Here is a 23,945-nt window from a genome sequence, read left to right on the forward strand (position 1 = left end):
AAACCAATTCGAGAGGAAATTCAACCATGTCTTCCATTCTTCTTCTGACGTCCAGCCCGCGTTCCGAGTCGCTTTCCACGTCGATCGCTGTCGAGCTTGCCGACAAGCTCAAGGCTCAGGCCCCGGGTAGCGTCGTCGTTCGCCGCGACCTTGCCGCAAATCCGCTTCCGCACATCGACGATCTATTTACGGCCGCTATTCGCAAGCCGCCGGAAGCCCGTACCGCCCAGGAAGCTGCTGCCGTCAAGACTTCCGACGAACTGGTCAATGAACTGCTCGCAGCCGACAGCATCGTCATCGGCACCGGCCTCATCAACTTCAATATCTATTCTTCGCTGAAGACCTGGATCGATAACGTGGCCCGCGCCGGCCTCACCTTCAAGTATACCGAAAGCGGCCCGGTCGGCCTCGCCACCGGCAAGAAGGTCTATGTCGTCCTTGCTTCGGGCGGCGTCTATTCCCAGGGTCCGGCCGCCGGCATGAACCATGCCGTGCCTTACCTGAAATCGGTTCTCGGCTTCCTCGGCATAACCGATATTGAAACCATCTATGTCGAAGGCCTCGCCTTTGGCCCGGAAGCTGCCGAAAAGGCCATCGGCGCTGCCAAGTCGCGCGTCGAAGAGCTTGCTCTTGCTGCCTAAGCTTTAAACTCAGAAAAGTTCTACTCGGGGTCGGCGCAAGCCGGCCCTTTCATTTTGCAGAAAAATCATTGACGAAGGAGCGGGCCGTTTCCAAAATTTCGTCGGAGAGTTTTTCATCGTCCGCGATGCGCGCAAGGCCGAGCGCGCCAGTCATCAGGCACGAGACGATGATTGCCTTGCGGCGCGCCTCAGCCTCGTCGGCGGCGCTCATACAGTCTGTCATGTTTCCGAGATTCGTCTTCAGCTGCTCGGTCGCAAGCGACCGGCATTTCTCGCCGCTGCGGGCAAGATCGGCGGTCAGCGCAGCAAAAGGGCAGCCGCCGCTTACGTCATCGCGATGGGCCTCGCTCAGGTAATTGGCGGAATATTCCGCGATCGGAATATCTGCCGGCGCCCTGCCCTCTGACCGCACTTTCGCTTCCCAGGACCCGAAAGCCAGCTTCATGGCTTCCGCCACCATCTCATCGCGTGATGCAAAATGCTTGTAGAAGCCGCCGACCGTGAGCCCGGCCTCCTTCATCAGGTCGGCGACGCCGATCCCCTCGAGTCCCTTTTCCCGCAGACGCCGAGAGGCGATCTCAACGATCCTGTCGTGCGTTTTCTGCTTTTCCAGCTGCGAATGACCCATTGAAAATCTCTCGACATACGGACTTGACTTATCTGGATTACGATAGTAATCCTTGTAGATATCGATTATAATCCAGATCGAGACATTTTCCAATAGGAGCCATTCCCATGCGTCTCAAGAACAAGGTCGCACTCATTACCGGCGGCAACAGCGGCATCGGGCTTGCCACCGCCAAGGTCTTCGTTGCCGAAGGCGCGAAGGTCATCATTACCGGCCGTAACCCGGAAACGCTCGCAGCGGCCAAGAAAGCGCTTGGCGGCGATGTGCTGGCGCTGAAGATCGACCTCACCGATGTTGCGGCCGCGGAGAAGGTCTTCGCCGAAGCTGCTTCCGATGTCGGCAAATTCGATATCGTCTTTGCCAATGCCGGCATCGGCGGCGCAACGCCGCTCGGCCAGACCTCGCTGGAACAGTTCGAGAAGATCATCAGCACCAACCTGACCTCGGTCTTCTTCACGGTTCAGTCCGCACTGCCGCATCTGAATGATGGCGCCTCGGTCATTCTCAATGGTTCCGTTCACGCCGTTCTCGGTGCGCCGGGCTGGTCTGCCTACGCCGCCACGAAGGGTGCTGTACGCTCCATGACCCGCAACCTCGCCTCTGAACTTGCACCGCGCGGCATCCGCGTCAACCAGGTAACGCCTGGCGGTACGCGCACGCCGATCTGGTCGCCCTACGCGCAGACGGAGGATGCAATGACGGCACTCGAAGAAAAGCTCGGGAATATGAGCGCGCTCGGCCGCATGAGCGAGGCAGACGAGATCGCAAAGGCTGCGCTTTATCTCGCCTCGGATGATTCCAGCAATGTCACGGGGATTGAGATCACTGTCGATGGCGGCATGACGAGCGCTCCCTCCGGCGCCAAGATCTTCCGAACCGCCTGAGCGAGACGGATTTGCGCTCTAGCTGATCTTGACCACTCCGGAGCGGCCGACGACACAATTGCGGCCGCTCTTCTTTGCATCGTAAAGGCGGCTATCTGCCGCAGACAGCACGGTCGTGAAGCTGATGCCATCTTCGTCGGCGGTCGCAACCCCTATGCTCACCGATACCGACGCCTCATCCGGCGTCTTCACACTGGTCTCGATCGTCCAGCGCAGGCGCTCCGCCAACAGCAAGCCTTCCTCATGGCCTGTGCCGGGGCAGACGGCGACGAACTCTTCACCGCCGAAGCGGAAGATGCGATCGCTGGAGCGGAGCGTCGTTCCGAGCCTCGAAGCAATGGCCTTCAGAACCTCATCGCCCTGAAGATGGCCGAAGCCGTCATTGACGTCCTTGAAATGGTCGGCATCGATGATGAGAACGGTCGCATACTGGCCCTGCCGAAGCGCCTCGCGTACCATCAGCGGCGCCTCCAGCTCCATGCGGCTGCGGTCATAGACGCCGGTCAAGATGTCGCGGCCGGTGCGCTCCAGAAGATCGTTGTAGCGCTCGCGAAATGTTAGATCGCCGAAGAGGTCGCTGATCGAGCGGGCCGAGGCGGCAACGCCGTCCCGGCGGACATAGTATTCGTAGACGGCAAACATCAGGGAATAGAGGCAGACAGCCAGCATTTTGGCTTCCCATCCCGCCCAGAAGGCAGCCGTCGGAACGCCCACGAAATAATGAAGACCGCTGAAGAAACAGATCTGGTCAAAGGTCAAAAGCACGAGCCCGGAGATCATGAAGCGCAGCACCACGCGCCGGCGCATGAAATCGCCAAGTTTCTCGTAAAGCAGGATGATTCCGAGCGAGTCGAGATAGAGGATTGCCGTGCCCCAGACCATCAGCCAGCCCATCTCCTTGAGGAAGTCAACGTCAGCGGGATGACCGGGCGACAGCTCCAGCGGCTGATGAAGCTGCAGCACCCAGGCAATGGCGACGGTCAGAAGATTGCCGAGAAACAGACCATAGATCGGCTGGCGAACGGTCGCCGCGTCCTCCTGCAGGTAGAGCATAAGGATCATCATCAGCTTGCCGGAAAAGAATACTGAAGAACCCGGCGAGACGTTCCCAAACGGCAGGGAAACATAGAAAACTGCTGCGAGATACGTCTCCATGAAATGCATGACGCCGAGCGCCGTCAGGAAGACGCCCAATCCGAGGCGATGGCGAAAATGCAGGAGGCTGACCATCAGCACGAAATAGCCGATGGCTTCGAAGATGAAGAGCGCGGAGTTGAAAAGCTCCATCACAGTCCTCCACCCACAACAGGAGTGCAAGCCGCAGCCGCCGCGGCGGATCTTCTGTTCAATCGTCCGGAAAGCTCAAACACAAGCGGTGCCCTGCAAAACCTGCAGGCGCCACCTTCACCATAATCCTTTAAGATTAGGTGAGCAAAGCAGCAGTTTCCGTCACGGAAATGCTGTCATAGTTTTGAAAAACAACGGGAAATGTCAGTTCGGACTAAGCTTGCCGTTAGACCTGACGAAGCTTCTCGCCATCGCTGAAAAGCGAAGGCCCGTGCTGATCGATAATCTGTTGCGCCTTGCGCACCGTGCATTCAATCGCATCATCCGACGAGGAAAAGAGATCAGCGCGGATGAACTTGCGGACGAGAACGTCCTCACCGACCTTCTTTTCGATGCGGCCGGCCAGACGATATTGGCCACCTTCCTTCTGCGGCTCGGCATAGATGGTGCAATCGCCATAGAGCTGAGGCTCACCCGAAGGACCCGCAGCTGCCTCGCTCGAGGATTTGCCACCGCCGGAGAAGACCGAAAGAATGTTTGAAAGGAACGAAGCCATAATCCGCCTTTAGCACGCAGTGCAGTTGACGCAAAGTCAAATGATCAGGTTTGCGAGGATCTCGTTTTCGGTAATATCCTCAAAGCCCATGCCCGCGCTTTCGAAATTGGCAACCAGCGTTACGAAATTCTCCGGGGCCGTCGTCTCGATACCGATCAGGATCGAACCGAAATTGCGCGCCGATTTCTTGAGGTATTCGAAGCGGGCGATATCATCATGCGGCCCGAGAAGATTGAGGAAATCGCGCAGTGCGCCGGGGCGCTGGGCAAGGCGCAGGATGAAATATTTCTTCAGGCCGGCATAGCGCATCGCCCTTTCCTTGACATCGGGCAGCCGCTCGAAATCGAAATTGCCACCGGAGACGACGGCGACGATCGTCTTGCCCTTGATGGCCTCGCGATCCATGGCGGCGATCGCCGTCAGCGACAGGGCGCCAGCCGGCTCCAGCACGACACCTTCGACGTTCAGCATCTCCTGGATGGTAACGCAGATGGCGTTTTCCGGCATCAGCCTGACCTGTTCGACCGAAAAGTCCTTCAGGGCCGCGAAATTCAGGTCACCGATGCGGGCGACGGCCGCGCCGTCGACGAAATTGTCGACCTTGGGAAGCGTCACCACCTGCCCGGCTTCGAGGCTGCGGCGCAAGCTCGGGGCGCCGGCAGGTTCGGTAAAGATAAAATCGGATTTCGCAACGATGCCGTCGAGATAACCGGTGATGCCGGCGGCAAGGCCACCGCCGCCGACCGGCAGGACGACCATGTCGGGCACCGTGCCTTCGGGAAGCTGCTGCATGATTTCTGCAGCAACGGTCGCCTGGCCCTCGATGATATCGACATGATCGAAAGGCGGCACCATGACGCCGCCGATCGCTTCGACGTGATCGCGGGCCGCCTGATAGCACTGGTCGAAGAAATCCCCGATGAGCTCGATGGTGATGAAGCCGGCGCCGAACATGCGGGTCTTGTCGATCTTCTGCTGCGGCGTGGTGACCGGCATGAAAACGACGCCCGGCACGCCGAAGTGGCGGCAGACGAAGGCGAAGCCCTGCGCGTGATTGCCGGCAGAAGCACAAACGAAAGTCTTGCCGCCCGCACCTTCGGCAATCGCCTTGCGGAAGAAATTGAACGCGCCGCGGATCTTGTAGGAGCGAACAGGCGAAAGATCCTCGCGCTTCAGCCAGATATCCGCGCCATAGCGGGCGGAGAGGTGGTCATTGAGCTGCAGCGGCGTAGCAGGGAAAAGGCTGCGCATTGCCTCTTCTGCGCCTTCGACATCGTGTCTTGTCACGGGCGTTCGTCCATTTTCAAAAATCCAGACGTCGCTATGACACAGGCAACCGACAGAAAGAAGCCCGTTTGCGCCATTTGCGGTTCGCTTGATGAAAGGCTTCCTTAAGCGCGTCTTCTAATTGCGCCCAATATCCGGGTCAGGTGGACGGCTTTTAACTTGATGTCGCGCAGCAATTACTAATATGACAGCAAGATGACACCCAAGATCACAAAGCTGCTGGCATGGCTTCTTTTCGCCTTCATCCTATTCGTCACAGTTTCGCCGATCGAATTGCGACCCCACACGATCGAAACACCTGACATCGACCGTGCCGCGGCTTACCTGACAGCAGGGCTGACTTTTGCTCTCGCCTATCCGAAACAATGGAAGGCGGTTGCCGTGCTGCTGATCTTCGGTGCGTTCGCGATCGAATATCTGCAGTACCTGTCGCCGACGCGGCATGCGCGCCTTCACGATGCAGGCATCAAGGCAGCAGGCGCAGCACTCGGCCTAATCGTCGGCTGGGTCTTCAACAAATGGCGTGAAACGAAAACCGGGGCGAACGCCCCCGCGTAATTTGCCGGGACGCTGACACGCGTCCGGCACGTCAAAGCCCGCGCAGTTGCAATGTCCAAAAGAACAGCGGCACCACCGCCATCGTCGTTCCCAACAATAGAAAGGCGCTCATCTTGAAGAGCCTGATGCGCCGCGTTCTTGCTCCATCCCAGTCGTAAACCATCGTCTTACTCCCACTAAGACAACACTTACTCAACCGCACAGTGCCCACATTTTTTGCACCGTTAAGGCCATAGACAAGCGCTGCCTATGGTTTATTCACATTATACAAGCATATTCGAACGGATTTATAAAGGTAACGCGAGCGACGGGATCGAGCCCGTATAGGCTAAGGCCGATGGGTGTGCGTTGACGGAATCCGCTGCTTAATTACCGGAGTCAGCGCTCAGCATAAAGCTGCTGGCGCGTTTCGACGGCGCCGCCCTCAGTCGAGGATAACCCACTGTCGAGAGATCTGGAATTCAGCCAAGGTTCTTGCGTTTTTCTACGTCGCTGGCCGTTGAGACGAACTCGCCGGCACCGGCCTTGATCAGCCCGTCGCGGATATGCTGCGTATCGGATTCTTGGGTGTAGTGCAGCGTAGCGAGGAACGGCTCGATGCCGAATTCGGGCGCAAGCGCGTTGACCTGCCTCATATGTGCGGATGCCGCAATATCATCGCCGAGCCATCCATAGCAGGCCGCGACGAAAGCGTGCTGGACGTGGTCCATGGCGGAAAGATGCATGAAGGCCTCGATCGCCTCGCCATATTGCCGGGCGGTGAAATGGGCCTTTCCCAGGTGACTCCAAAAACGTGCCGGATGATGCGGGTTGAGCCGCATGGCCTTGCGGATCCACTCGACTCCTTCTTCCGGCCGGCCGAGCCAAGTCAGCAACTCGCCCTGCTGAACCACCACCAGGTCGTAATTGGGGTTGAGCGAGAGGGCGCGCTCCTGATGATAGCGTGCTGTCGTCAGCTGGTTGTTGTTGACATTGACCGCGGCGAGAATGCGATGCACGTCGGCGTCGTTATCGTCGAGCGCAAGCGCCCGCTCCAACTCGGAATTGACCTGCGCCCAAGCGGCATCCTTGTCACTGCACCAGCCGTTCACCCAGGCCTGCCCGAGGATGCAAGCGCGCCAGGCATGGGCATGCGCATAGCCTGGGTCGAGTTCGATGGCCCTGTCGATCAACGCCTGGGCTTGCGCATTGTCCGAGGGGCTGCTTCTGTGGTGCAGCACCTTGGCCGCGAGCGCGCATTCGTAGGCGGCCATGTTTGCCGGCTTCGTGCGGGCGAGTTGGTCTCGCTGGGCCGCCTCGACGCGCCCGGGAAGCGTGGCGGCGATCGCGGCCGTCACCTCGTCCTGGATGGCAAATATGTCGTCGAGTTTGCGGTCGTATTTGTCCGCCCAGACATGGGCATCGTTGACCGCGTCGATCAACTGGACCGTGACGCGCACCCTGTCGCCGATTTTCCGGACGCTGCCTTCGACCAGGTACTGGGCGCCGAGCTTCTCGGCCACCTCGCGCACATTGACGGGCTGGTTCTTATAGACGAAGCTGGAGTTGCGCGAGATGACGAACAGCTCGTGACGGCGCGACAACTCGGTGAGGATATCCTCGGTCAGACCGTCTGCGAAGAACTCCTGCTCGGGATCGCCGCTCATGTTGTTGAAGGGCAGAACGACGATCGTGGGTTTGGAAGCGGACCGCTTGGCGTCCGCGGCATCCGCTGTGGGCGCCAGGACGGCGGCGTCGACACCGACCCGGTAAAGGTGAACCGGACGGCTGATATTCTTTAGTGCCTTCTCGCCAAGGTCCTCGATGGCCACTTCTAGCCGGTCGGCAATCTGCGTCGCCACCGCGGCCGTGATGCAGATGCCTCCGACATCGGCTAGTTGTTCGACGCGCGCGGCAATGTTCACACCATCGCCGAAAATGTCATCGTCGTCGAAAATGATATCGCCGACATTGATGCCGATCCGGAATTCGATCCGTCGATCCTGCGGCACGTCGGAATTGCGCCGCTTCATGCGCTGCTGGATTTCCATGGCGCATCTCACAGCGTCGGTCACGCTTTGGAATTCGACCAGCATGCCGTCGCCCGTCGTCTTGATGATGCGGCCCTCGTTCTTGGCGATGGCAGGGTCGATCAACTCTATCCGATGCGTTCTGAGGCGGGCGAGCGTGCCTGCTTCGTCCGCCTCCATCAGCCGGCTATAACCTGCCATGTCGGCCGCCAGGACTGCTGCTAGTCTTTGTTTCATCGATTTGCCAACAACGGATTCGCGATGGCCAGACCGGAATTGGCGGCCTCTGCCCATTCTACCGCAGGCCGTTGCGAACGCCTATCTAAATTAGCGCCCACTGATAATGCGAGGCAGGCAAAGCAGCCAGCGCTTCGACATCCGTGAACATAGATGAGGCCCATACTTTCTTTGCAAAATCGACCATATCTGCAAGTCGACAAGCAGTCCGAGAGTTTGCTGGAAATCCATCCAACAACGTTATGGCCTGTTTGGCCCAGTCTCCGCGTCCGCGCCGCGGCTGCCCCTCCCCCAGGAAATGTCGGGATTTCTGTTCGAGGGAGGATAAGCTGCTTTTCAAACGATAATTCAATGTGGTGCGAGCGACGGGGATCGAACCCGTACAGCCTAAGGCCGAGGGATTTTAAGTCCCTTGCGTCTACCAATTTCGCCACGCTCGCGCGCCGTCCAGATCAACGACTTAGGCGGATTCGTCAAGTTTTGTTTGCAGGACAACCCCCACGTTTTGCGAAACCTGCCGATAACTTTGTGCCAAAAATAAAACGGCGGCCCAAGGGACCGCCGTCTCAAAACTGATTTTGGCGAAGCTCAAGCCAGTTTCGCAGCAATCTTGGCGACGTGCGCGCCCTGGTACTTGGCGGCTTCGAGTTCGATTGCCGAGGGCTGGCGGGAGCCGTCGCCGTTGGTGATGGTGGATGCGCCGTATGGCGAGCCGCCCTTTACTTCTTCCGTGCCCATCTGACCCTGGAAGGCATAAGGAAGGCCGACGTAGGCCATGCCCTGATGGAGGAAGGTCGGGACGAAGCCGAGGATCGTCGATTCCTGGCCACCATGCTGGGTCGCGGACGAGGTGAACATCGAGCCGACCTTGCCGACAAGCTTGCCGGTGAACCACAGGCCGCCCGTCTGGTCCCAGAAGTTGCGCATCTGCGATGCCACCGTGCCGAAGCGCGTGCCGGCACCGACGATGATCGCATCGTAATCGGCCAGTTCGTCGACTGTGGCGATCGGGGCTGCCTGATCGAGCTTGTAGTGGGAAGCCTTGGCGACTTCTTCGGAAACCAGTTCCGGAACGCGCTTGACGACGACGTCAGCGCCGGCGGACTTCGCGCCTTCGGCTACGGCATAAGCCATGGTTTCGATGTGGCCATAAGCCGAATAGTAGAGGACGAGAATCTTCGCCATAGTTATCTCCAACGAGGACTGGTTGAATTTCGTGACCGCGACCGTTCTACCAGCGCATCCGGTTCAACATAGTCCTGCGCGCAAGAACTCACTGTTCACCGCCTGTAGACGAGATTTCACTTGCCGTTTCGTTTCGACACTTGAGCCGCGTCGCTTTGCCGTTTGCAAAGCGGCCAAACGACGCTACCTATTTCCAAGCTTCACCCCACGGAAATATCCCTATGAGCAATGAGACTGTCGTTACCGCCGCCATGCTAGCCATCGGCGACGAGCTTCTTTCCGGCCGGACCAAGGACAAGAATATCGGCCACCTCGCCGACATGCTGACCATTTCGGGGATCGACCTGAAAGAGGTTCGGATCGTCGCCGACGAGGAAGATGCGATCGTCGAAGCGTTGAATGCGCTTCGCGGCAAATACGACTACGTCTTCACGTCGGGCGGCATCGGGCCGACGCATGACGATATCACCGCGGATGCCGTAGCGAAGGCCTTTGGCGTTCCCTGCGAGCATGACGCTGCGGCGATGGTGCTGCTTGCCGAGATGTACAAGCGCCGGGAGATGGAATTCACCGAGGCTCGCCAGCGTATGGCCCGCATGCCGCGCGGGGCTGCCCATATCGCCAATCCGGTGTCGACCGCGCCCGGCTTCATCATCGGCAACGTCTATGTGATGGCAGGTGTTCCGCAGGTCTTCCAGGCCATGGTCGACAATGTGCTGCCGACGCTGAGGACCGGCACGCCCGTCCTCTCGCTCGCTATCGCCTGCCCCTATGGCGAAGGCGAGATCGGCACGCCGCTGACGGCGATCCAGAAGGCCCATCCGGAAACCAGCATCGGTTCCTATCCGCGTTATGTGGGGCACAAATTTTCAACCGAGATCGTGGTGCGCGGCCGCTCGCAGGACGTGATCGAGGCTGCAGGTGCGCAGGTGCAAGCCATGATCGAGGACATCAGACGCGGGAAGGATCTTGCCGAAAACCATTCCGCGGAAGCGTGAGGACGGGATACGGTCTTGACCGTGGTCAAGGAACTGCACCGCATTCCGGCGCATTCCTTTCCTGGCGGACCATCATTTCAGCCGCAAAGGAGAATTGATATGTCTTATAAAACCATTCTCGCCATTCTGGATACAACAGACAATAGCGCCGCCGTCGCCGATTTCGCCTTTGCCATTGCCGCAGAAAGCGGCGCCCATGTGATCGGCCTGCACGCCGAAACGATCGCCGCCGTGCCGCTGGTCGCGCCGATGGAAATTCCCGATCCGGTCGCCGTGCAGGCGCTTCAGGACATGGCCCATTCAGAGACCATCGAGGTCGAGCGGATTTTCCGTGCCCGTGCGGAGGCGGCCGGCGCTTCCTTTGAATGGCGTGCCTTTGCGACGTCGACGGGATACGGCTCAGCGCCGCTGATCGAAAGCGCGCGCAGCGCCGACCTGCTGATCGCCTCGCAAGCAGATCCCGCAAGACCCTCCGACAGTCACGTGGATGTCGATGAATTCCTGTTCGAAAGCGGTCGCCCGGTACTGATGATCCCCTACATCATCCGCCAGCCGAAGCCGATCAAGCGCGTGCTGATTGCCTGGAACGGTTCAAAGGAAGCAACGCGCGCCACATTCGATGCGCTGCCGATCCTGAAGGCTGCCGAAGCCGTGGAAATCTTCTCCGTCGATCCGGCAGAAACCGCAACCCAATCGGCGACGACTGCAGGCGCCGAGATCGCTGCAACGCTTGCCCGCCACGGCGTGAATGTGACGCTTGCCACGGCCGAAAGCGGTGACAAGAACGCGTCGCACATTATCGAGAACCGGCTTTCGGACGATAGCATCGACCTTCTGGTCATGGGTGCCTACACACATTCCTGGCTCTGGCAGGCGATATTCGGTGGGACGACGAAGACGCTTCTGCAGTCCATGACCGCGCTGACATTGCTCTCGCGTTGAGGCTGCTCTTGCCTTTTGCCTCCAAATCCCGCTAATTGCGGCGACCGATGATATCAGGCTTCGGCATCCATCGCGCAGTTCCGGCTGCGCGATTTGCGTTTTGCCAGCCGATGTCCGCCCGGTCGCCGGCCAACGGCGTGTCGTTTCTTCATGCCGCGGAGCAGCCCGATGTCCCTTCCCGATAAAGCCTTTCCCGTTTCCTGGGATCAGTTCCACCGCGATGCGCGAGCGCTTGCCTGGCGGCTCGCCGGTCTCGGCCAGGAGTTCAAGGCGATCGTCTGTATCACTCGTGGCGGCCTCGTTCCGGCGGCAATCATTTCGCGCGAGTTGAACATCCGTCTCATCGAAACCGTCTGCATCGCCTCCTATCACGATTACGTCAACCAAGGCGACATGGTACTGCTGAAGGGCATAGCACCCGAGCTCGCAGAAAACGACGGTGAAGGCGTGCTCGTCGTCGACGACCTCACTGATACCGGAAAGACCGCGGCCCAGGTGCGCGGCATGCTGCCAAAGGCGCATTTCGCCTGCGTCTACGCCAAACCGAAGGGCGTACCAACGGTCGATACCTTCGTCACCGAAGTCAGCCAGGACACCTGGATCTACTTCCCCTGGGACATGGGCTTCACCTATCAGGAACCGATCGCCAAAGGTCCACGCGACTAGGCATAATTTGGACGCGCATTCGAAAGAGCAATTTCCAATTTACAATTCGAAATTGTTCCAAATTTCGTCTTCCCGACAGCTATTTTCTGCCCCCAGCCGGTAACATCCATTTTATTTTATTAGCATAAGGTCAAGCAACTACCGGCCGCAGAAAGATCGGGCATCAAAATGCGGCTGAGTGGGTTGGGGAAGCTGATGGCACGCTTGGGCAGATTTCAAATGGCAACCGCCTCCGGGTTGGTCGGCTGCCTGTTTCTTTATACTCCTGCGGGGGCTGAGCCGGCTTATGTCGGCATCGTACGCGAATATGTCGAAAAACTCGTCCGGCCGACGGTCGAAATGCCGCTCGTCGTGAAAGCGATCGAAGAGCAGAATAGCAAATTCGGCGATGTCAGCGAAATGGATATGCGGGTGCTGGACGAGACCTACCGGGCGGAGGTCGCGCGGGGCGACCTGCAGATGGTCAAGGCACTGATGGCGAAGTCCGTCTCGCAATACCTCAAGTCGAAGCAGGACGATTCGCAGGGAACGATCCTCGAATTCTTCGTCACCGACTGCCACGGGCTCAATGTCGGCCAGAGCGGCATCACCACGGATTATTGGCAGGGTGACGAGGACAAGTTTTTGAAAACCTTCTCGCTCGCTTCGCAGGATATCTATATTGGCCGGGCGGAACGCGATGAATCAACGCAGCTTCTGGAGACTCAGGCAAGCTTCGTCGTCACCGACGAGAAGGGCATTCCGATCGGCACCGCAACCGTCACGATCGCCATCGACGCCCTCTAAACCGGGCTGACCTCCGTTGCCGAATCGGCATGCGCATTTACGCCGCAAAAGCCATCCTAACTTTTGCCTTAGTCGATTTTTCTAACAATTCGCCCGTTCCTTCACTAAATCGTCCTCGCAAGCCTTTGTATTTTCAGGTTTACCAGGATTTTCCCCAGTCTCCACAAGGACATCCACAAGATGTTGTGGTTAGCAAACGGTTACGTTCCACCCCTTGACGGAATCAGCTGTTTCAAACTTAATGTGTCAGATGTTGCGGCGGCGACTGAACCGGAAGTAACGAGCCCGGTTCTCCCAGGAAAATTGAACGCAAAGTCAGGGTGTTGTGCCGTCAAAGGCGGTAACGCCCGAGGAGAGTTTTGCGCCTTTTTCCAGCCTCAAAAAACGACATCGGGGACTGGTAAAAATAAGCTGTTAACACTATATTTAGCGTTTGCAGCCAGCCTCACCACAAGATACAGGAAAATCATCTCCGAATGACAATCCTGTCACAAGACGGAACGAGCACCGGCTGCACGACGGGACACCGTGTAGCCCGACGGGAATTTTGCGCCCTTTGGGTGCCAACAAGAGGTTAAGGACATGCGCATCGAACGTCGGTTTACGAAGGCTGGTCAAGGCGCCTATGCGGATATCGAATTCCGCAAGGCGACGAGCGAGATCAAGAACCCTGATGGCTCCATCGTCTTCCGCCTCGAAAACATCGACGTCCCCGCGCAGTTCTCGCAGGTCGCCACCGACGTTCTGGCCCAGAAATATTTCCGCAAGGCCGGCGTTCCTGCCCGCCTGAAGAAGGTCGAAGAGAACGATGTCCCCTCCTTCCTCTGGCGCTCCGTTGCCGACGACGCAGCGCTGAAGACCCTGCCGAAGGACGAACAGACCGGCTCTGAAATCGATGCGCGCCAAGTCTTCGACCGTCTCGCCGGCACCTGGACCTATTGGGGCTGGAAGGGCGGTTACTTTTCTTCGGAAGAAGATGCAGCCGCCTTCAAGGACGAGCTTGCCTATATGCTCGCCACGCAGCGCGTCGCCCCGAACTCCCCGCAGTGGTTCAACACCGGCCTGCACTGGGCCTATGGCATCGACGGTCCGGGCCAGGGCCACTTCTATGTCGATCCCTTCACCGGCAAGATCACCAAGTCCAAATCGGCCTACGAACATCCGCAGCCGCATGCCTGCTTCATTCAGTCCGTTGAGGACGACCTCGTCAACGAAGGCGGCATCATGGACCTCTGGGTGCGGGAAGCGCGCCTCTTCAAATATGGCTCCGGTACCGGCTCCAACTTCTCCATGCTGCGCGGCGAAGGCGAGAAGCTCTCCGGCGGCGGCCGGTCTTCCGGCCTGATGAGCTTCCTGAAGATCGGCGACCGCGCTGCCGGGGCCATCAAGTCTGGCGGGACGACGCGGCGTGCGGCCAAGATGGTGGTCGTCGACATCGACCATCCCGATATCGAGGAATATATCAACTGGAAGGTCAAGGAAGAGCAGAAGGTTGCCGCTCTCGTGACCGGCTCTAAGGTCGTCGCTCAGCATTTGAAGGCGATCATGAAGGCCTGCGTCAATTGCGAAGGCGACAATGGCGATTGCTTCGATCCGGCCAAGAACCCGGCGCTGAAGCGCGAAATCCGCGCTGCCAAGAAGGACCAGGTTCCGGAAAACTATGTCCAGCGCGTAATCCAGTTTGCCCGCCAGGGCTACAAGGACATGGAGTTCAAGACCTACGACACGGACTGGGATTCGGAAGCCTATCTCACCGTCTCGGGCCAGAACTCCAACAACTCCGTCTCGATCAAGGACGACTTCCTGCGCGCCGTCGAGGAAGATGGCGACTGGAACCTGACCGCCCGCAAGGACGGCCGGGTCATGAAGACGCTGAAGGCCCGCGACCTCTGGGAAACGATCTCCTATGCCGCCTGGGCATCGGCCGATCCGGGCATCCACTTCAACACGACGATGAACGACTGGCACACCTCGCCGGCCGGCGGCCCGATCCGCGGCTCGAACCCGTGCTCGGAATACATGTTCCTCGACGACACGGCCTGCAATCTTGCTTCGCTGAACCTTCTGCAGTTCAAGGACAAGGCCACCAAGCGCATCAATATCGGCGACTACGAACATGCCGTTCGCCTGTGGACCGTCGTGCTCGAAATCTCGGTCATGATGGCGCAGTTCCCTTCCAAGCGCATCGCGGAACTCTCCTATGAATACCGCACGCTCGGCCTCGGCTACGCCAATATCGGCGGCCTGCTGATGTCGACGGGCATCCCCTATGACAGCGCCGAAGGCCGCGCCATTGCAGGCTCGCTGACGGCAATCATGACCGGTATCTGCTACGCAACTTCGGCCGAAATGGCTGCCGAACTCGGTCCGTTCCCGAACTACGAGCCGAACCGCGAACACATGCTACGCGTCATCCGCAACCACCGCCGCGCCGCTCACGGCGAGAATGCCGGCTACGAGGCTCTCTCGGTCAACCCGGTCGCGCTGATCCATCAGGAAAACCCGGACCAGGATCTTGCCGCCCATGCAATGGCTGCCTGGGACAAGGCGCTCGAACTCGGCGAAAAGCATGGCTACCGCAACGCGCAGGTCTCGGTCATCGCACCGACCGGCACGATCGGCCTCGTCATGGATTGCGACACGACCGGCATCGAGCCTGACTTCGCACTCGTGAAGTTCAAGAAGCTTGCCGGCGGCGGCTATTTCAAGATCATCAACCGCGCCGTTCCGGATGCGCTGCGCACGCTCGGCTATTCCGAAAGTCAGATCGCCGAGATCGAAGCTTATGCTGTCGGCCACGGCACCCTCAACCAGGCACCGACCATCAACCCCTCGACACTGAAGGCCAAGGGGTTCACCGACGAGAAGGTGGAAGCCGTCAATGCGGCTCTGAAGAGCGCCTTCGACATCAAGTTCGTCTTCAACCAGTGGACGCTCGGCGCCGACTTCCTGAAGACCACCCTGAAGGTCTCCGACGAACAGCTCAGCGACATGAGCTTCAGTCTGCTGGAGCATATCGGCTTCTCGAAGAAGGACATCGAGGCTGCCAATATCCACGTCTGCGGTGCGATGACGCTGGAAGGCGCGCCCTTCCTCAAGAAGGAACACCTGCCGGTCTTCGATTGCGCCAATCCGTGCGGCAAGATCGGCAAGCGCTACCTTTCAGTCGAAAGCCATATCCGCATGATGGCGGCAGCCCAGCCCTTCATCTCGGGTGCGATCTCGAAGACGATCAACATGCCGAACGAAGCGACCGTCGAAGATTGCAAAAACGCCTATATGCTCTCCTGGAAGCTCGGCCTGAAGGCGAATGCCCTCTACCGTGACGGCTCTAAGCTGTCGCAGCCGCTCAACGCTTCGCTGATCGAGGACGAGAGCGACGAGGATGCGCTTGAGGATCTGATCCAGCAGCCGCTCGCTGCCCAAGCCGTGACGGTCACCGAAAAGATCATCGAGAAGGTGATCGAGCGTGTGTCCCGCGAACGCGAGAAGCTGCCGAACCGCCGCCAGGGCTACACCCAGAAGGCTGCCGTCGGCGGTCACAAGGTTTATCTCCGCACCGGCGAATTCGGCGATGGCCGCCTCGGCGAAATCTTCATCGACATGCACAAGGAAGGGGCTGCCTTCCGCGCGATGATGAACAACTTCGCCATCGCCATCTCGCTCGGCCTGCAATACGGCGTGCCGCTGGAAGAATATGTGGAGGCCTTCACCTTCACCAAGTTCGAACCGGCCGGCATCGTCATCGGTAACGACGCGATCAAGAATGCCACGTCGATCCTCGACTACGTGTTCCGCGAACTTGCCGTTTCCTACCTCGGCCGTCACGATCTTGCCCATGTCGATACGTCGGACTTCTCCAACACCGCGCTTGGGAAGGGCATCCAGGAAGGCAAGACCAACCTACTCTCCACCGGCTGGACCCGCGGCTACAAGCCGACGCTCGTTTCCGGCACCGGCGGCGAACGCCAGACCGGCGAGCCCAAGGGAGCGGCAACGGCAGCCCCTGCCCGCGCCTCTTCGACCGGCTCGGTGACCTCATTTGCGGGTGCCGCCGCCCGCAAGCTGGAGCCGACAGTCGCTATCTCCACCTCCGAAATCGTCGCCTTCAAGCGTGACTATGAAGAGCGTGCCAAGGAATTGGCAGAAGAGATCGCCGAAGAAGTGCTCGAAGAAGCCGGCAGCGACGCAACCGCTCTCTTCTCCGACAAGGCCGCAGCCGACGCTGCAACCGCCAAGACGGAAGCCAAGAAGATGGAAGCCGAACGCCGCGCCCGCTCGATCATGCAGGGTTATACTGGCAACATGTGCTCCGAGTGCCAGAACTTCACGATGGTGCGCAACGGCACCTGCGAGAAGTGCGACACGTGTGGTGCGACGAGCGGCTGCAGCTGATTTTTTGGAAAATCTTGGCCGCCGTCACTCGTTTGAAGCGCGGCCGTTGAAGTGAGCTAGAAATTGAAGTGGCCGGACCGGATTGGTCCGGCCATTTTCATATCGGTGTCGCGCCCAATCATGCGGGCGATGGTTTTCCTTGAATAATCCGGAGAAATCATCTTCGCGCAAAGCAGACCGCGCCCGATGGATGTGCAATGCGCAAACGGATGATGCCCACAGGCTAGAGTCCGGCGACCGAATGGCGGGCAGTGAAGGGAGAATTCATCCTGCACTGGTCCGGCACTGCCAAACGATCAGACATGCGCTTCGCCATGGGGAAAATCACCGTCGTCCAACTTGCGGCGTAGGGTGCCGTAGAGAATGAGGGCATAGAAGACAACCACGGTCGTGATCACCGGCCAGCCGGGAATCGGTCCGAGTGCCGCGTTGTCGACAATATAGCTCCACGAATGTGCCAGCTCTTGCGGCGCACCTTCCGCTTGCAGCTTTGGCGTCGAGATCTTCAAGATCCATGCCATCAGCAGAATCGCATACATCCAGCAATAATTCCGCCGCAGCCGCCGCTGCATAGCCTCGAAATAGCCGAGGAGAAGCCGCGGTGCACGCAGGCTCTTGGCAATCGATAGAGCCCAATCGGGATTGAGCTCGGCTTCGGGCATCAAAATCTGCGCAAAGTAGCTGCGCTCCAGTTGCCGCACCCGCGCCCGATAAACATCGAAGAAGCGATAACGTCGCGCCTCGATCATCAGCAGCAATGTGATCAGCAACATGCCGAACAACAACACGCCATGATGGGACGTTGGCGTCGACAAGGACACGGAAAGCAGCGCCGCCACGACGGTGATCGCCCAGTTCGACGTCCGGTCGATGCGGTCCCGCCAACTGGTCATCCGTGCGAGCTCGCCGCGGTAATAATGGTTCAGCGTGTTGGTGATTTCCCCCGTCGTCGTGGGGAGCGGCGGCCGTTTAGGCGCCGTGGCGCTATCCAGAAGATGGGATGTCGTGAGCTCGGTGGCCATCGTTGTTTCCTCCTCGCATTTGCTCTTTCTCGCAACGGTCTTACGGCCCGCCGCTGCTGCGAAGGAACATTTTGCTCCTTCAACCCAGCCATCGCAAAAGCTATTCAAGGTTTAACAAGCAGCGCGGTCATCGAAGTGAGCTAGAAATAGAAATGGCCGGACCCGAAAGGTTCGGCCATTTTCATATCGGAATATTGATAGAAGCAATGAGGCTTGGGCCGGATAGGCTCCATCTGGTCCAGGAGGATCAGAAACGCCGCGGCGCTTCCGGCTTGTTGCCGACGATGCTGTCGATCCGCTCCATTACGTCAGCCGTCACCTTGCTCTTGTGCGAGAGAGCCGCGAGATTGTCCTGCAGCTGGCTTGCGCGCGATGCGCCGAGGATGACGGTCGAGACGTTCTTGTTGGCGAGGCACCAGAGAAGCGCGAGATGGGTTATCGAGAGGCCGATCTCGTCAGAGAGCTTTGCAAGCTGGCGAACCTGTTCGAGCTGGGTGCGGCCGGCGTCGGTGGACCATTTTTCCTTCAGCCATTCATAGCCGGGCAGGTTCATGCGGCTGTCGGCGGGTATGCCGTCATTGTATTTGCCGGTCAGGACGCCCGAGGCAAGCGGCGACCAAATCGTGGTACCGAGGCCGATGAGGTCGTAGAGCGGCAGGTAGTCGGCTTCGACCTTCTGGCGTTCGAAGATGTTGTATTGCGGCTGTTCCATGGTCGGTGGCGTGATGCGGAGATCGCGGGCGACGGCATAGGCTTCCGTCAATTGCTGCGCGGACCATTCCGACGTTCCCCAATAGAGCACCTTGCCCTGGGCAACGAGATCGTGCATTGCGCGGACCGTTTCCTCGATCGGCGTATCGATATCCGGACGGTGGCAGAAGTATAGGTCGAGATAGTCGACTTGGAGCCGCTTGAGCGCTGCGTGGCAGGCATCCGTCACATGCTTGCGCGACAGGCCGCGCTGTGTCGGCTTCTGGCCGCCCCAAAATACTTTGCTGGAAACGACATAGCTGTCGCGGCTCCAGGCAAGCGACTTCAGCGCCTCGCCCATGACGATTTCGGATTTGCCGCTTTCGTATCCTTCCGCATTATCGAAGAAGTTTATCCCATTGTCATAGGCGAGCTTCATGAGGTCGACGGCATCGCCGCCATTGACCTGCTTCCCGAACGTGACCCACGATCCGAAGGAGAACTCGCTCACCTTCAGACCCGACTTCCCCAGACGACGATATTCCATCATGCAGCTCCCATAGGTTATAAAAAATGTGCCGACCCCTAACAGGATCGGTTTTTCGCGGTCGAGCGATTAGCGATTTCGCTCAATCTAGGCATCGGCGACAATTTGCTAGGCTTCGCTTTCACCGGGAGCTACGTCCTTCATCACCTTGCCGGTCGTGAGCCGCTTTCAAATCCCGCATGAATGTTCGGCTTTTTTGCGTTTGTGCGGCTCAACCTCCCCAGCCTCTGCTAGTAACTGCAAGGGCGATCGTTGCCAAATCCGCCGAGGCACGCCGGTCGGAGCCCAAAGTCAGCGCTTTCGGCTCCATACCCTATCGAACCGGTTTGTATCGAACTATCCGAGCTGGTCGTGCAGGACGAAGCGATGATTGCCATGATGACAGCTGAGCCAATGATCAGCAGTTTTCGAAATTGAGACATTTGATCTACCCCCATACCGACAATCGGCGACACCAGAAAGCAGCGCATATCAGCGTCGGCTAGGAAATAGGCCGGACCAGAGTTCCGAGAACTGCGCTGTCGATCAAGATTTCGTCATTTGCGCAATCTGCTGAGATCGGCCGCTCAGCCTTGAGCTTCTGGCGACTGCAGGGAGGCGGCTGGCGTTTTTTGCAGCATCCAATACAACTTACGAAAAGTCAGCTCCTGAAACTCAATTGCGACCATCGATTTTCGCCGGGACTTTCATGCAAATTTTCAACGCATTGCGTACCCGCCGCCCGGACTGTGCTGCAGTCATCGGCTTGGTATTCGGCCCTGACGTCGTGATGGCCTATCTTGGCCGCGGCCTGACGGCGACCGCCTATTTCATCGCCGGCGCGTCGGTGTCCGCAGCACTGATCTGGCTGTTTATCAGGCTTTCAGTTCCAGGCGCCTACGCGTCTCTGGTCGTGCTTGCATGGCATTCGTTCGGCGCGGTCCTCGGCTATCGTGTCGCCGAGGCGCTTCCAAGCAGTACCGTATTTCCGTGGTATTCGCGCTGGTACAACATCATCCTGCTGTTTTCGGCCGCAATTTTTCCTCTGGCGATGCTTGCCGGACGTTTCGCCTTCTAGCGCATCAAACCGCTGCGATCGCCTTAAGCCAAACCGTAACCGCCACGGCCCCACCATCCGGATGGCCGATGGCGCGGTCGCCGAGATAGCTGGCGCGACCCAGTCTCGGGCGCATCGCCTTCGTGGCTTCCGCTCCCACAATTCCGGCAGTAATGGCCTCCTGCCATGCCTCGCGGGTTGGATTACCCTGGGCGAGGCTGGTGACGAAGGCATCTGCGGCCGGACGAAGAGCGTCGATCATCGTCCGGTCACCGGCCTTTGCGCCGCCGAGATCGGAGACGGCCTGGACGGCGGCGGAGAAGGCTCCGGCCATCTCGGCTGATGTCGGGGTCTCTATGCCTGCGAGCTGGCGTGAAGCGCGCAGCAGGGCAGTGGCATAGAACGGTCCGGAGCTGCCGGCGATGGCACGTCTGAGAGCATCGCCCATCGCCATCAGTCCGCTTGCGACATCCGCAAAGGCGGCGTCGGGAAGTGCCAGCACGGCTTCGGCACCGCGCTTCATGCTGGCGCCGAGATCGCCATCGCCGGTGATGCTGTCTAGTTCGGTCAGGTGGGCTTCTGCAGCGATCAATGCGATTGCTACAGCCTGCGCCGTCTTCTGAAGTCGCTCGCCGGAGGGGCTAATCGTTCGGGATTCGATTGGGCCTTCTGCTGATCCGAAGGATGGGAGCACGCGGCTGCGGTTGACCGCCCCGCCCCGTGGCCATGCATCCGCAGAGGTCGGTGCGTCGATCAGCTCGAGAGACCTGATATCGACATGCAGAATGGAGAGCGAGAAACCCGGCATATCCAGGGCTGACAGGAGGGTGCCGGCCCAAGCCCTTTCGACCGAGACACCTTTGCTTTCGAGTGCAGCGAGTGCGGAACGGGCGACGATCGACAGTTCCATCGGCGGGGTTGCGCCGAGACCATTCACCAACAGGACGACGCGATCGCCGCTCTTGAGCCTTCCGTCGGCCTCGATCGTTTCCAGGACGAGTGAGACGAGCTGGTCGACCGGTGCGATCGGAATGCGGCGAACGCCCTGTTCGCCATGGATGCCGAGACCGACCTCGATCTCCTGTTCACCGAGAGAGAAACCGGGTTTGCCGACTGCCGGCAGGGTGCAAGGCCCAAGCGAAATGCCCATGGATGAAAGCTGTTCGGATGCTGACCGGGCCACACGGGCGACTTCCTGCAACGGCAGGCCTTGCTCGGCGGCAGCACCGGCAAGCTTGTGGATCAGAACCGTTCCGGCTATGCCGCGGCGGCGATCGGCAGGAACGGTCTCCCGGAGCGCAACGTCGTCGGCGACAACGATGATCTCGACGGGAATTCCTTCCGCACGCGCCAGCTCCGCCGCAAGGCCGAAATTCAGACGATCGCCCGTATAGTTTTTGACAATGAGCAGCGCACCGGCCGGGCCGCTTGCGGCCCTGATGCCGGCAAGAACGGCGTCGGTGCTCGGCGAGGTGAAGACATCGCCTGCAACGGCCGCCGTCAGCATGCCCCTGCCGACATAGCCGGCATGTGCAGGCTCGTGACCGCTGCCGCCGCCGGAGAGAACGGCGACTTTACGCTTGGCAGGTTCGGGAAGATCGGACTGGATGACGACGTTTTCGTCGGCCAGCAATATGGTTGCCGGGCTGAGTGCAACGACCCCTTCCAGCATTTCCCGTACGACGATGGAAGGATCGTTGATCAGCTTTTTCACGGTTCTCTCCCAACAACCAGCCTAGCTTTAACGCAAGCGTCGTTCGATCAGTGACCTAGCACGATTTGCCCGAAGGTGAATACAGGATCAAATGCGAGCGGAAGTTCAGCGACGGATCGTCGCCAAGCCAGTCGACTCAGAAGCGGGTTGCCGCAGCAAAAATCTCCGCCAGGCGCTCGATGCCTGCCTGGTCATCGGCATCGAAACGGGCGGGAAGCGGGCTGTCGAGGTCGATGACGCCGACGATCTCGTTCCCGCTTCTGATGGGAACAACGAGCTCGGAGCGGGATGCGTCATCGCAGGCGATATGGCCGGGAAACGCATGGACATCTTCCACGAGAATGGAGGCGCGCTCCTTGATCGCGGTGCCGCAAACACCCCGGCCGACGGGGATGCGCACACAGGCCGGCTTGCCCTGGAACGGGCCGAGCACGAGCTCCTCGCCCTTGAGCAGGTAGAAGCCTGCCCAATTCAGATCGGGCATCATATGGTACATCAGAGCGGACATGTTGGCGGCGTTGGCGATCAAATCCGGTTCGCCTGCGAGCATGCCCTGCAGCTGCTGGGCAAGCTCTCGATAGAACTCAGCCTTGTTGGCGGCTTCGATCGATGACGCCTGGAACATTGTCACATCCACTTCCTGTTTCCGAGCCGTTGATATAGGTGGTGAAGCGGGTTTCGACAAATTGCCGATCCGACTACGGCAGTTGAATTGCTTCAGCGAATCCGGTCAGATTTGTGCATGATGAAAACGATCAGAATATCGGCCGCCCTCCTGTTGCGGGGCGACGGCCACACGCTTCTGGTGCGCAAGCACGGCACTACGGCCTTCATGCAGCCGGGCGGCAAGATCGAGCCGGGAGAGACGCCCGAGCAAGCCTTGATGCGGGAACTCTCTGAAGAAATCAGCGTCGTCGCGACGGCTGTCGAACTCGAATTCCTGGGGCAATTTCAGGCGCCGGCGGCCAATGAGCCGGATCATCTCGTTGTCGCCGAGGTCTTCCTGCTGCACGTGACGGATGCCGAGATCAAAGCAACGGCGGAGATCGAGGAGGTCCGCTGGATATCGCCGTCTGAACCAGGCGAGATCATCATGGCGCCGCTGACGGAACGCCATATCCTGCCGTTCTACCGCCAGCGGCAGAGCCGGGTGGGCGGCTGAAGCATCAGGCACCCGTTTTGTGGAAAGCGATCGGCGAGCAGATTGATGTCGCCGGATGCCGCTCTATTCTCCCAGAGGATCAAGGGAGGATCGTGCCATGGCTTTCATTCGTACCCCAGATGCTTCCGCCAGCGAGAAGACGGCTTCGATGTACGCCTCGGCCGAAGCGAGCTACGGCTATCTGCCGAATATGTACCGGGCCTTCGGCCACCGGCCCGAGGTGATGGAGCACTGGGGGACGCTGCTTGCCAGCATTCGCGGCCATATGAGCCAGCGGCGTTATGAATTGGTAACGCTGGCGGCGGCCAGGGAGCTCAAGTCTTCCTATTGCATGCTGGCCCATGGTTCCGTGCTGCTGCGCGACGGCTTCACCAATGACAGTCTTTCGGCCGTCGCCGACGGCAACGAAAAAGCGCCCATCGATGCCACCGAGCGGGCGATCATGGATTTTGCCGCCAAGGTGGCGCGTGACGCGACCTCGGTGACGCAGCAGGACATTGACGGCTTGAAGCGGCATGGGCTTGATGACGCGGAAATCTTCGATGTCACCGCAGCAGCGGCCGCGCGTTGTTTCTTCTCCAAGATGCTGGATGCGCTCGGCGCGGCCCCCGATCACGCTTATGCCGAACGGCTCGATCCCAAGCTTCGTCAGAATCTCGCCATCGGCCGACCGATCGAAGGGCTGAATTCGAACCACTCGTAGAAGCTCAGATCG

The 23,945-nt window shown here is 59.3% G+C and carries 23 protein-coding genes and 1 tRNA gene; 11 read left to right on the forward strand and 13 right to left on the reverse strand.

The genetic code is table 11. The features are described from left to right. The first annotated feature begins 26 nt into the window (after nt 1-26). On the forward strand, nt 27-641 hold the full coding sequence (locus tag FHT92_RS01235) for an FMN-dependent NADH-azoreductase (RefSeq protein ID WP_183743696.1): 615 nt from the start codon (nt 27-29) through the stop codon (nt 639-641). Nucleotides 642-690: 49 nt separating this feature from the next. Here FHT92_RS01235 and FHT92_RS01240 read toward each other — a convergent pair whose 3' ends face one another. Continuing rightward, entirely contained in the window at nt 691-1,269 is a 579-nt protein-coding gene (locus tag FHT92_RS01240; RefSeq protein ID WP_183822066.1) for a TetR/AcrR family transcriptional regulator, read from the reverse strand. 107 nt (nt 1,270-1,376) lie between these two features. On the opposite strand from FHT92_RS01240, the gene FHT92_RS01245 reads away from it, so the two are divergent. After that, nucleotides 1,377-2,153, forward strand: coding sequence for an SDR family oxidoreductase (locus FHT92_RS01245; RefSeq protein ID WP_183743700.1), 777 nt, complete (start codon nt 1,377-1,379; stop codon nt 2,151-2,153). An 18-nt stretch (nt 2,154-2,171) separates the two neighbouring features. Here FHT92_RS01245 and FHT92_RS01250 read toward each other — a convergent pair whose 3' ends face one another. The 3 genes from FHT92_RS01250 to ilvA form a co-directional block, all read right to left on the reverse strand. Continuing rightward, a complete protein-coding gene (locus FHT92_RS01250; protein ID WP_183822068.1) occupies nt 2,172-3,443 on the reverse strand; it encodes a diguanylate cyclase in 1,272 nt (423 codons plus the stop codon). Between the two features lie 223 nt (nt 3,444-3,666). After that, the gene (locus FHT92_RS01255; RefSeq protein ID WP_183743704.1) at nt 3,667-3,996 is read right to left on the reverse strand and encodes an HlyU family transcriptional regulator; all 330 of its coding nucleotides are present in this window, start codon (nt 3,994-3,996) and stop codon (nt 3,667-3,669) included. Between the two features lie 36 nt (nt 3,997-4,032). After that, on the reverse strand, nt 4,033-5,283 hold the full coding sequence (gene ilvA, locus FHT92_RS01260; protein WP_183822070.1) for a threonine ammonia-lyase: 1,251 nt from the start codon (nt 5,281-5,283) through the stop codon (nt 4,033-4,035). Nucleotides 5,284-5,478: 195 nt separating this feature from the next. Between ilvA and FHT92_RS01265 the strand changes: the two genes are divergently transcribed. Further along, a complete protein-coding gene (locus FHT92_RS01265; protein ID WP_183743708.1) occupies nt 5,479-5,841 on the forward strand; it encodes a VanZ family protein in 363 nt (120 codons plus the stop codon). A 31-nt stretch (nt 5,842-5,872) separates the two neighbouring features. Here FHT92_RS01265 and FHT92_RS29590 read toward each other — a convergent pair whose 3' ends face one another. From FHT92_RS29590 to wrbA, 4 genes are all read right to left on the reverse strand, one after another. Then, nucleotides 5,873-6,004: a hypothetical protein gene (locus tag FHT92_RS29590; protein WP_281412846.1), complete on the reverse strand. Its 132-nt coding sequence runs from the start codon at nt 6,002-6,004 to the stop codon at nt 5,873-5,875. Between the two features lie 298 nt (nt 6,005-6,302). Beyond that, nucleotides 6,303-8,087 (reverse strand): adenylate/guanylate cyclase domain-containing protein, encoded by a 1,785-nt coding sequence (locus FHT92_RS01270; protein WP_183822071.1) that lies wholly within the window; start codon nt 8,085-8,087, stop codon nt 6,303-6,305. 354 nt (nt 8,088-8,441) lie between these two features. Continuing rightward, nucleotides 8,442-8,527 (reverse strand) — tRNA-Leu (locus tag FHT92_RS01275). 148 nt (nt 8,528-8,675) lie between these two features. Further along, nucleotides 8,676-9,272 carry an NAD(P)H:quinone oxidoreductase type IV gene (gene wrbA / locus FHT92_RS01280; protein WP_183743712.1) on the reverse strand — a complete coding sequence of 199 codons (597 nt, stop codon included), beginning with the start codon at nt 9,270-9,272 and terminating at the stop codon, nt 8,676-8,678. 221 nt (nt 9,273-9,493) lie between these two features. Here wrbA and FHT92_RS01285 point away from each other — a divergent pair, with 221 nt between their 5' ends. The 5 genes from FHT92_RS01285 (at nt 9,494) to FHT92_RS01305 (ending at nt 17,059) form a co-directional block, all read left to right on the forward strand. Beyond that, nucleotides 9,494-10,270, forward strand: a complete 777-nt coding sequence (locus tag FHT92_RS01285; protein WP_183822073.1) for a competence/damage-inducible protein A — start codon at nt 9,494-9,496, stop codon at nt 10,268-10,270. A 99-nt stretch (nt 10,271-10,369) separates the two neighbouring features. Continuing rightward, nucleotides 10,370-11,212 carry a universal stress protein gene (locus FHT92_RS01290; protein ID WP_183822076.1) on the forward strand — a complete coding sequence of 281 codons (843 nt, stop codon included), beginning with the start codon at nt 10,370-10,372 and terminating at the stop codon, nt 11,210-11,212. A 168-nt stretch (nt 11,213-11,380) separates the two neighbouring features. Continuing rightward, complete coding sequence (gene gpt / locus FHT92_RS01295) at nt 11,381-11,878, forward strand: xanthine phosphoribosyltransferase (protein WP_183743719.1); 498 nt, start codon at nt 11,381-11,383, stop codon at nt 11,876-11,878. 195 nt (nt 11,879-12,073) lie between these two features. Beyond that, nucleotides 12,074-12,664: a hypothetical protein gene (locus FHT92_RS01300; RefSeq protein ID WP_183743721.1), complete on the forward strand. Its 591-nt coding sequence runs from the start codon at nt 12,074-12,076 to the stop codon at nt 12,662-12,664. A gap of 582 nt (nt 12,665-13,246) precedes the next feature. Then, entirely contained in the window at nt 13,247-17,059 is a 3,813-nt protein-coding gene (locus FHT92_RS01305; protein ID WP_183822078.1) for a vitamin B12-dependent ribonucleotide reductase, read from the forward strand. A gap of 296 nt (nt 17,060-17,355) precedes the next feature. Here the strand turns inward: FHT92_RS01305 and FHT92_RS01310 are convergent, their stop codons facing one another. The 3 genes from FHT92_RS01310 to FHT92_RS29160 form a co-directional block, all read right to left on the reverse strand. Beyond that, on the reverse strand, nt 17,356-18,081 hold the full coding sequence (locus tag FHT92_RS01310) for a DUF2270 domain-containing protein (RefSeq protein WP_183822080.1): 726 nt from the start codon (nt 18,079-18,081) through the stop codon (nt 17,356-17,358). A gap of 247 nt (nt 18,082-18,328) precedes the next feature. Continuing rightward, the gene (locus FHT92_RS01315; protein WP_183822082.1) at nt 18,329-19,318 is read right to left on the reverse strand and encodes a potassium channel beta subunit family protein; all 990 of its coding nucleotides are present in this window, start codon (nt 19,316-19,318) and stop codon (nt 18,329-18,331) included. A 230-nt stretch (nt 19,319-19,548) separates the two neighbouring features. After that, nucleotides 19,549-19,740: a hypothetical protein gene (locus FHT92_RS29160; RefSeq protein WP_246715297.1), complete on the reverse strand. Its 192-nt coding sequence runs from the start codon at nt 19,738-19,740 to the stop codon at nt 19,549-19,551. A gap of 266 nt (nt 19,741-20,006) precedes the next feature. On the opposite strand from FHT92_RS29160, the gene FHT92_RS01320 reads away from it, so the two are divergent. After that, nucleotides 20,007-20,375, forward strand: a complete 369-nt coding sequence (locus FHT92_RS01320) for a hypothetical protein (protein ID WP_183822084.1) — start codon at nt 20,007-20,009, stop codon at nt 20,373-20,375. A gap of 4 nt (nt 20,376-20,379) precedes the next feature. On the opposite strand, the gene FHT92_RS01325 is transcribed toward FHT92_RS01320, so the two are convergent. Both FHT92_RS01325 and FHT92_RS01330 read right to left on the reverse strand, forming a co-directional pair. After that, nucleotides 20,380-22,068, reverse strand: a complete 1,689-nt coding sequence (locus FHT92_RS01325; RefSeq protein WP_183822087.1) for a dihydroxyacetone kinase family protein — start codon at nt 22,066-22,068, stop codon at nt 20,380-20,382. A 136-nt stretch (nt 22,069-22,204) separates the two neighbouring features. Next, nucleotides 22,205-22,693 (reverse strand): GAF domain-containing protein, encoded by a 489-nt coding sequence (locus FHT92_RS01330; protein WP_183822089.1) that lies wholly within the window; start codon nt 22,691-22,693, stop codon nt 22,205-22,207. 117 nt (nt 22,694-22,810) lie between these two features. Between FHT92_RS01330 and FHT92_RS01335 the strand changes: the two genes are divergently transcribed. Both FHT92_RS01335 and FHT92_RS01340 read left to right on the forward strand, forming a co-directional pair. Then, nucleotides 22,811-23,230 carry an NUDIX hydrolase gene (locus tag FHT92_RS01335; RefSeq protein WP_183743732.1) on the forward strand — a complete coding sequence of 140 codons (420 nt, stop codon included), beginning with the start codon at nt 22,811-22,813 and terminating at the stop codon, nt 23,228-23,230. 97 nt (nt 23,231-23,327) lie between these two features. After that, on the forward strand, nt 23,328-23,933 hold the full coding sequence (locus tag FHT92_RS01340) for a carboxymuconolactone decarboxylase family protein (protein WP_183822091.1): 606 nt from the start codon (nt 23,328-23,330) through the stop codon (nt 23,931-23,933). Nucleotides 23,934-23,945 lie beyond the last annotated feature (12 nt).

Origin of the sequence: Rhizobium sp. BK377 (genome assembly GCF_014193935.1) — a bacterium.
Taxonomy (GTDB): Bacteria; Pseudomonadota; Alphaproteobacteria; order Rhizobiales; family Rhizobiaceae; genus Rhizobium.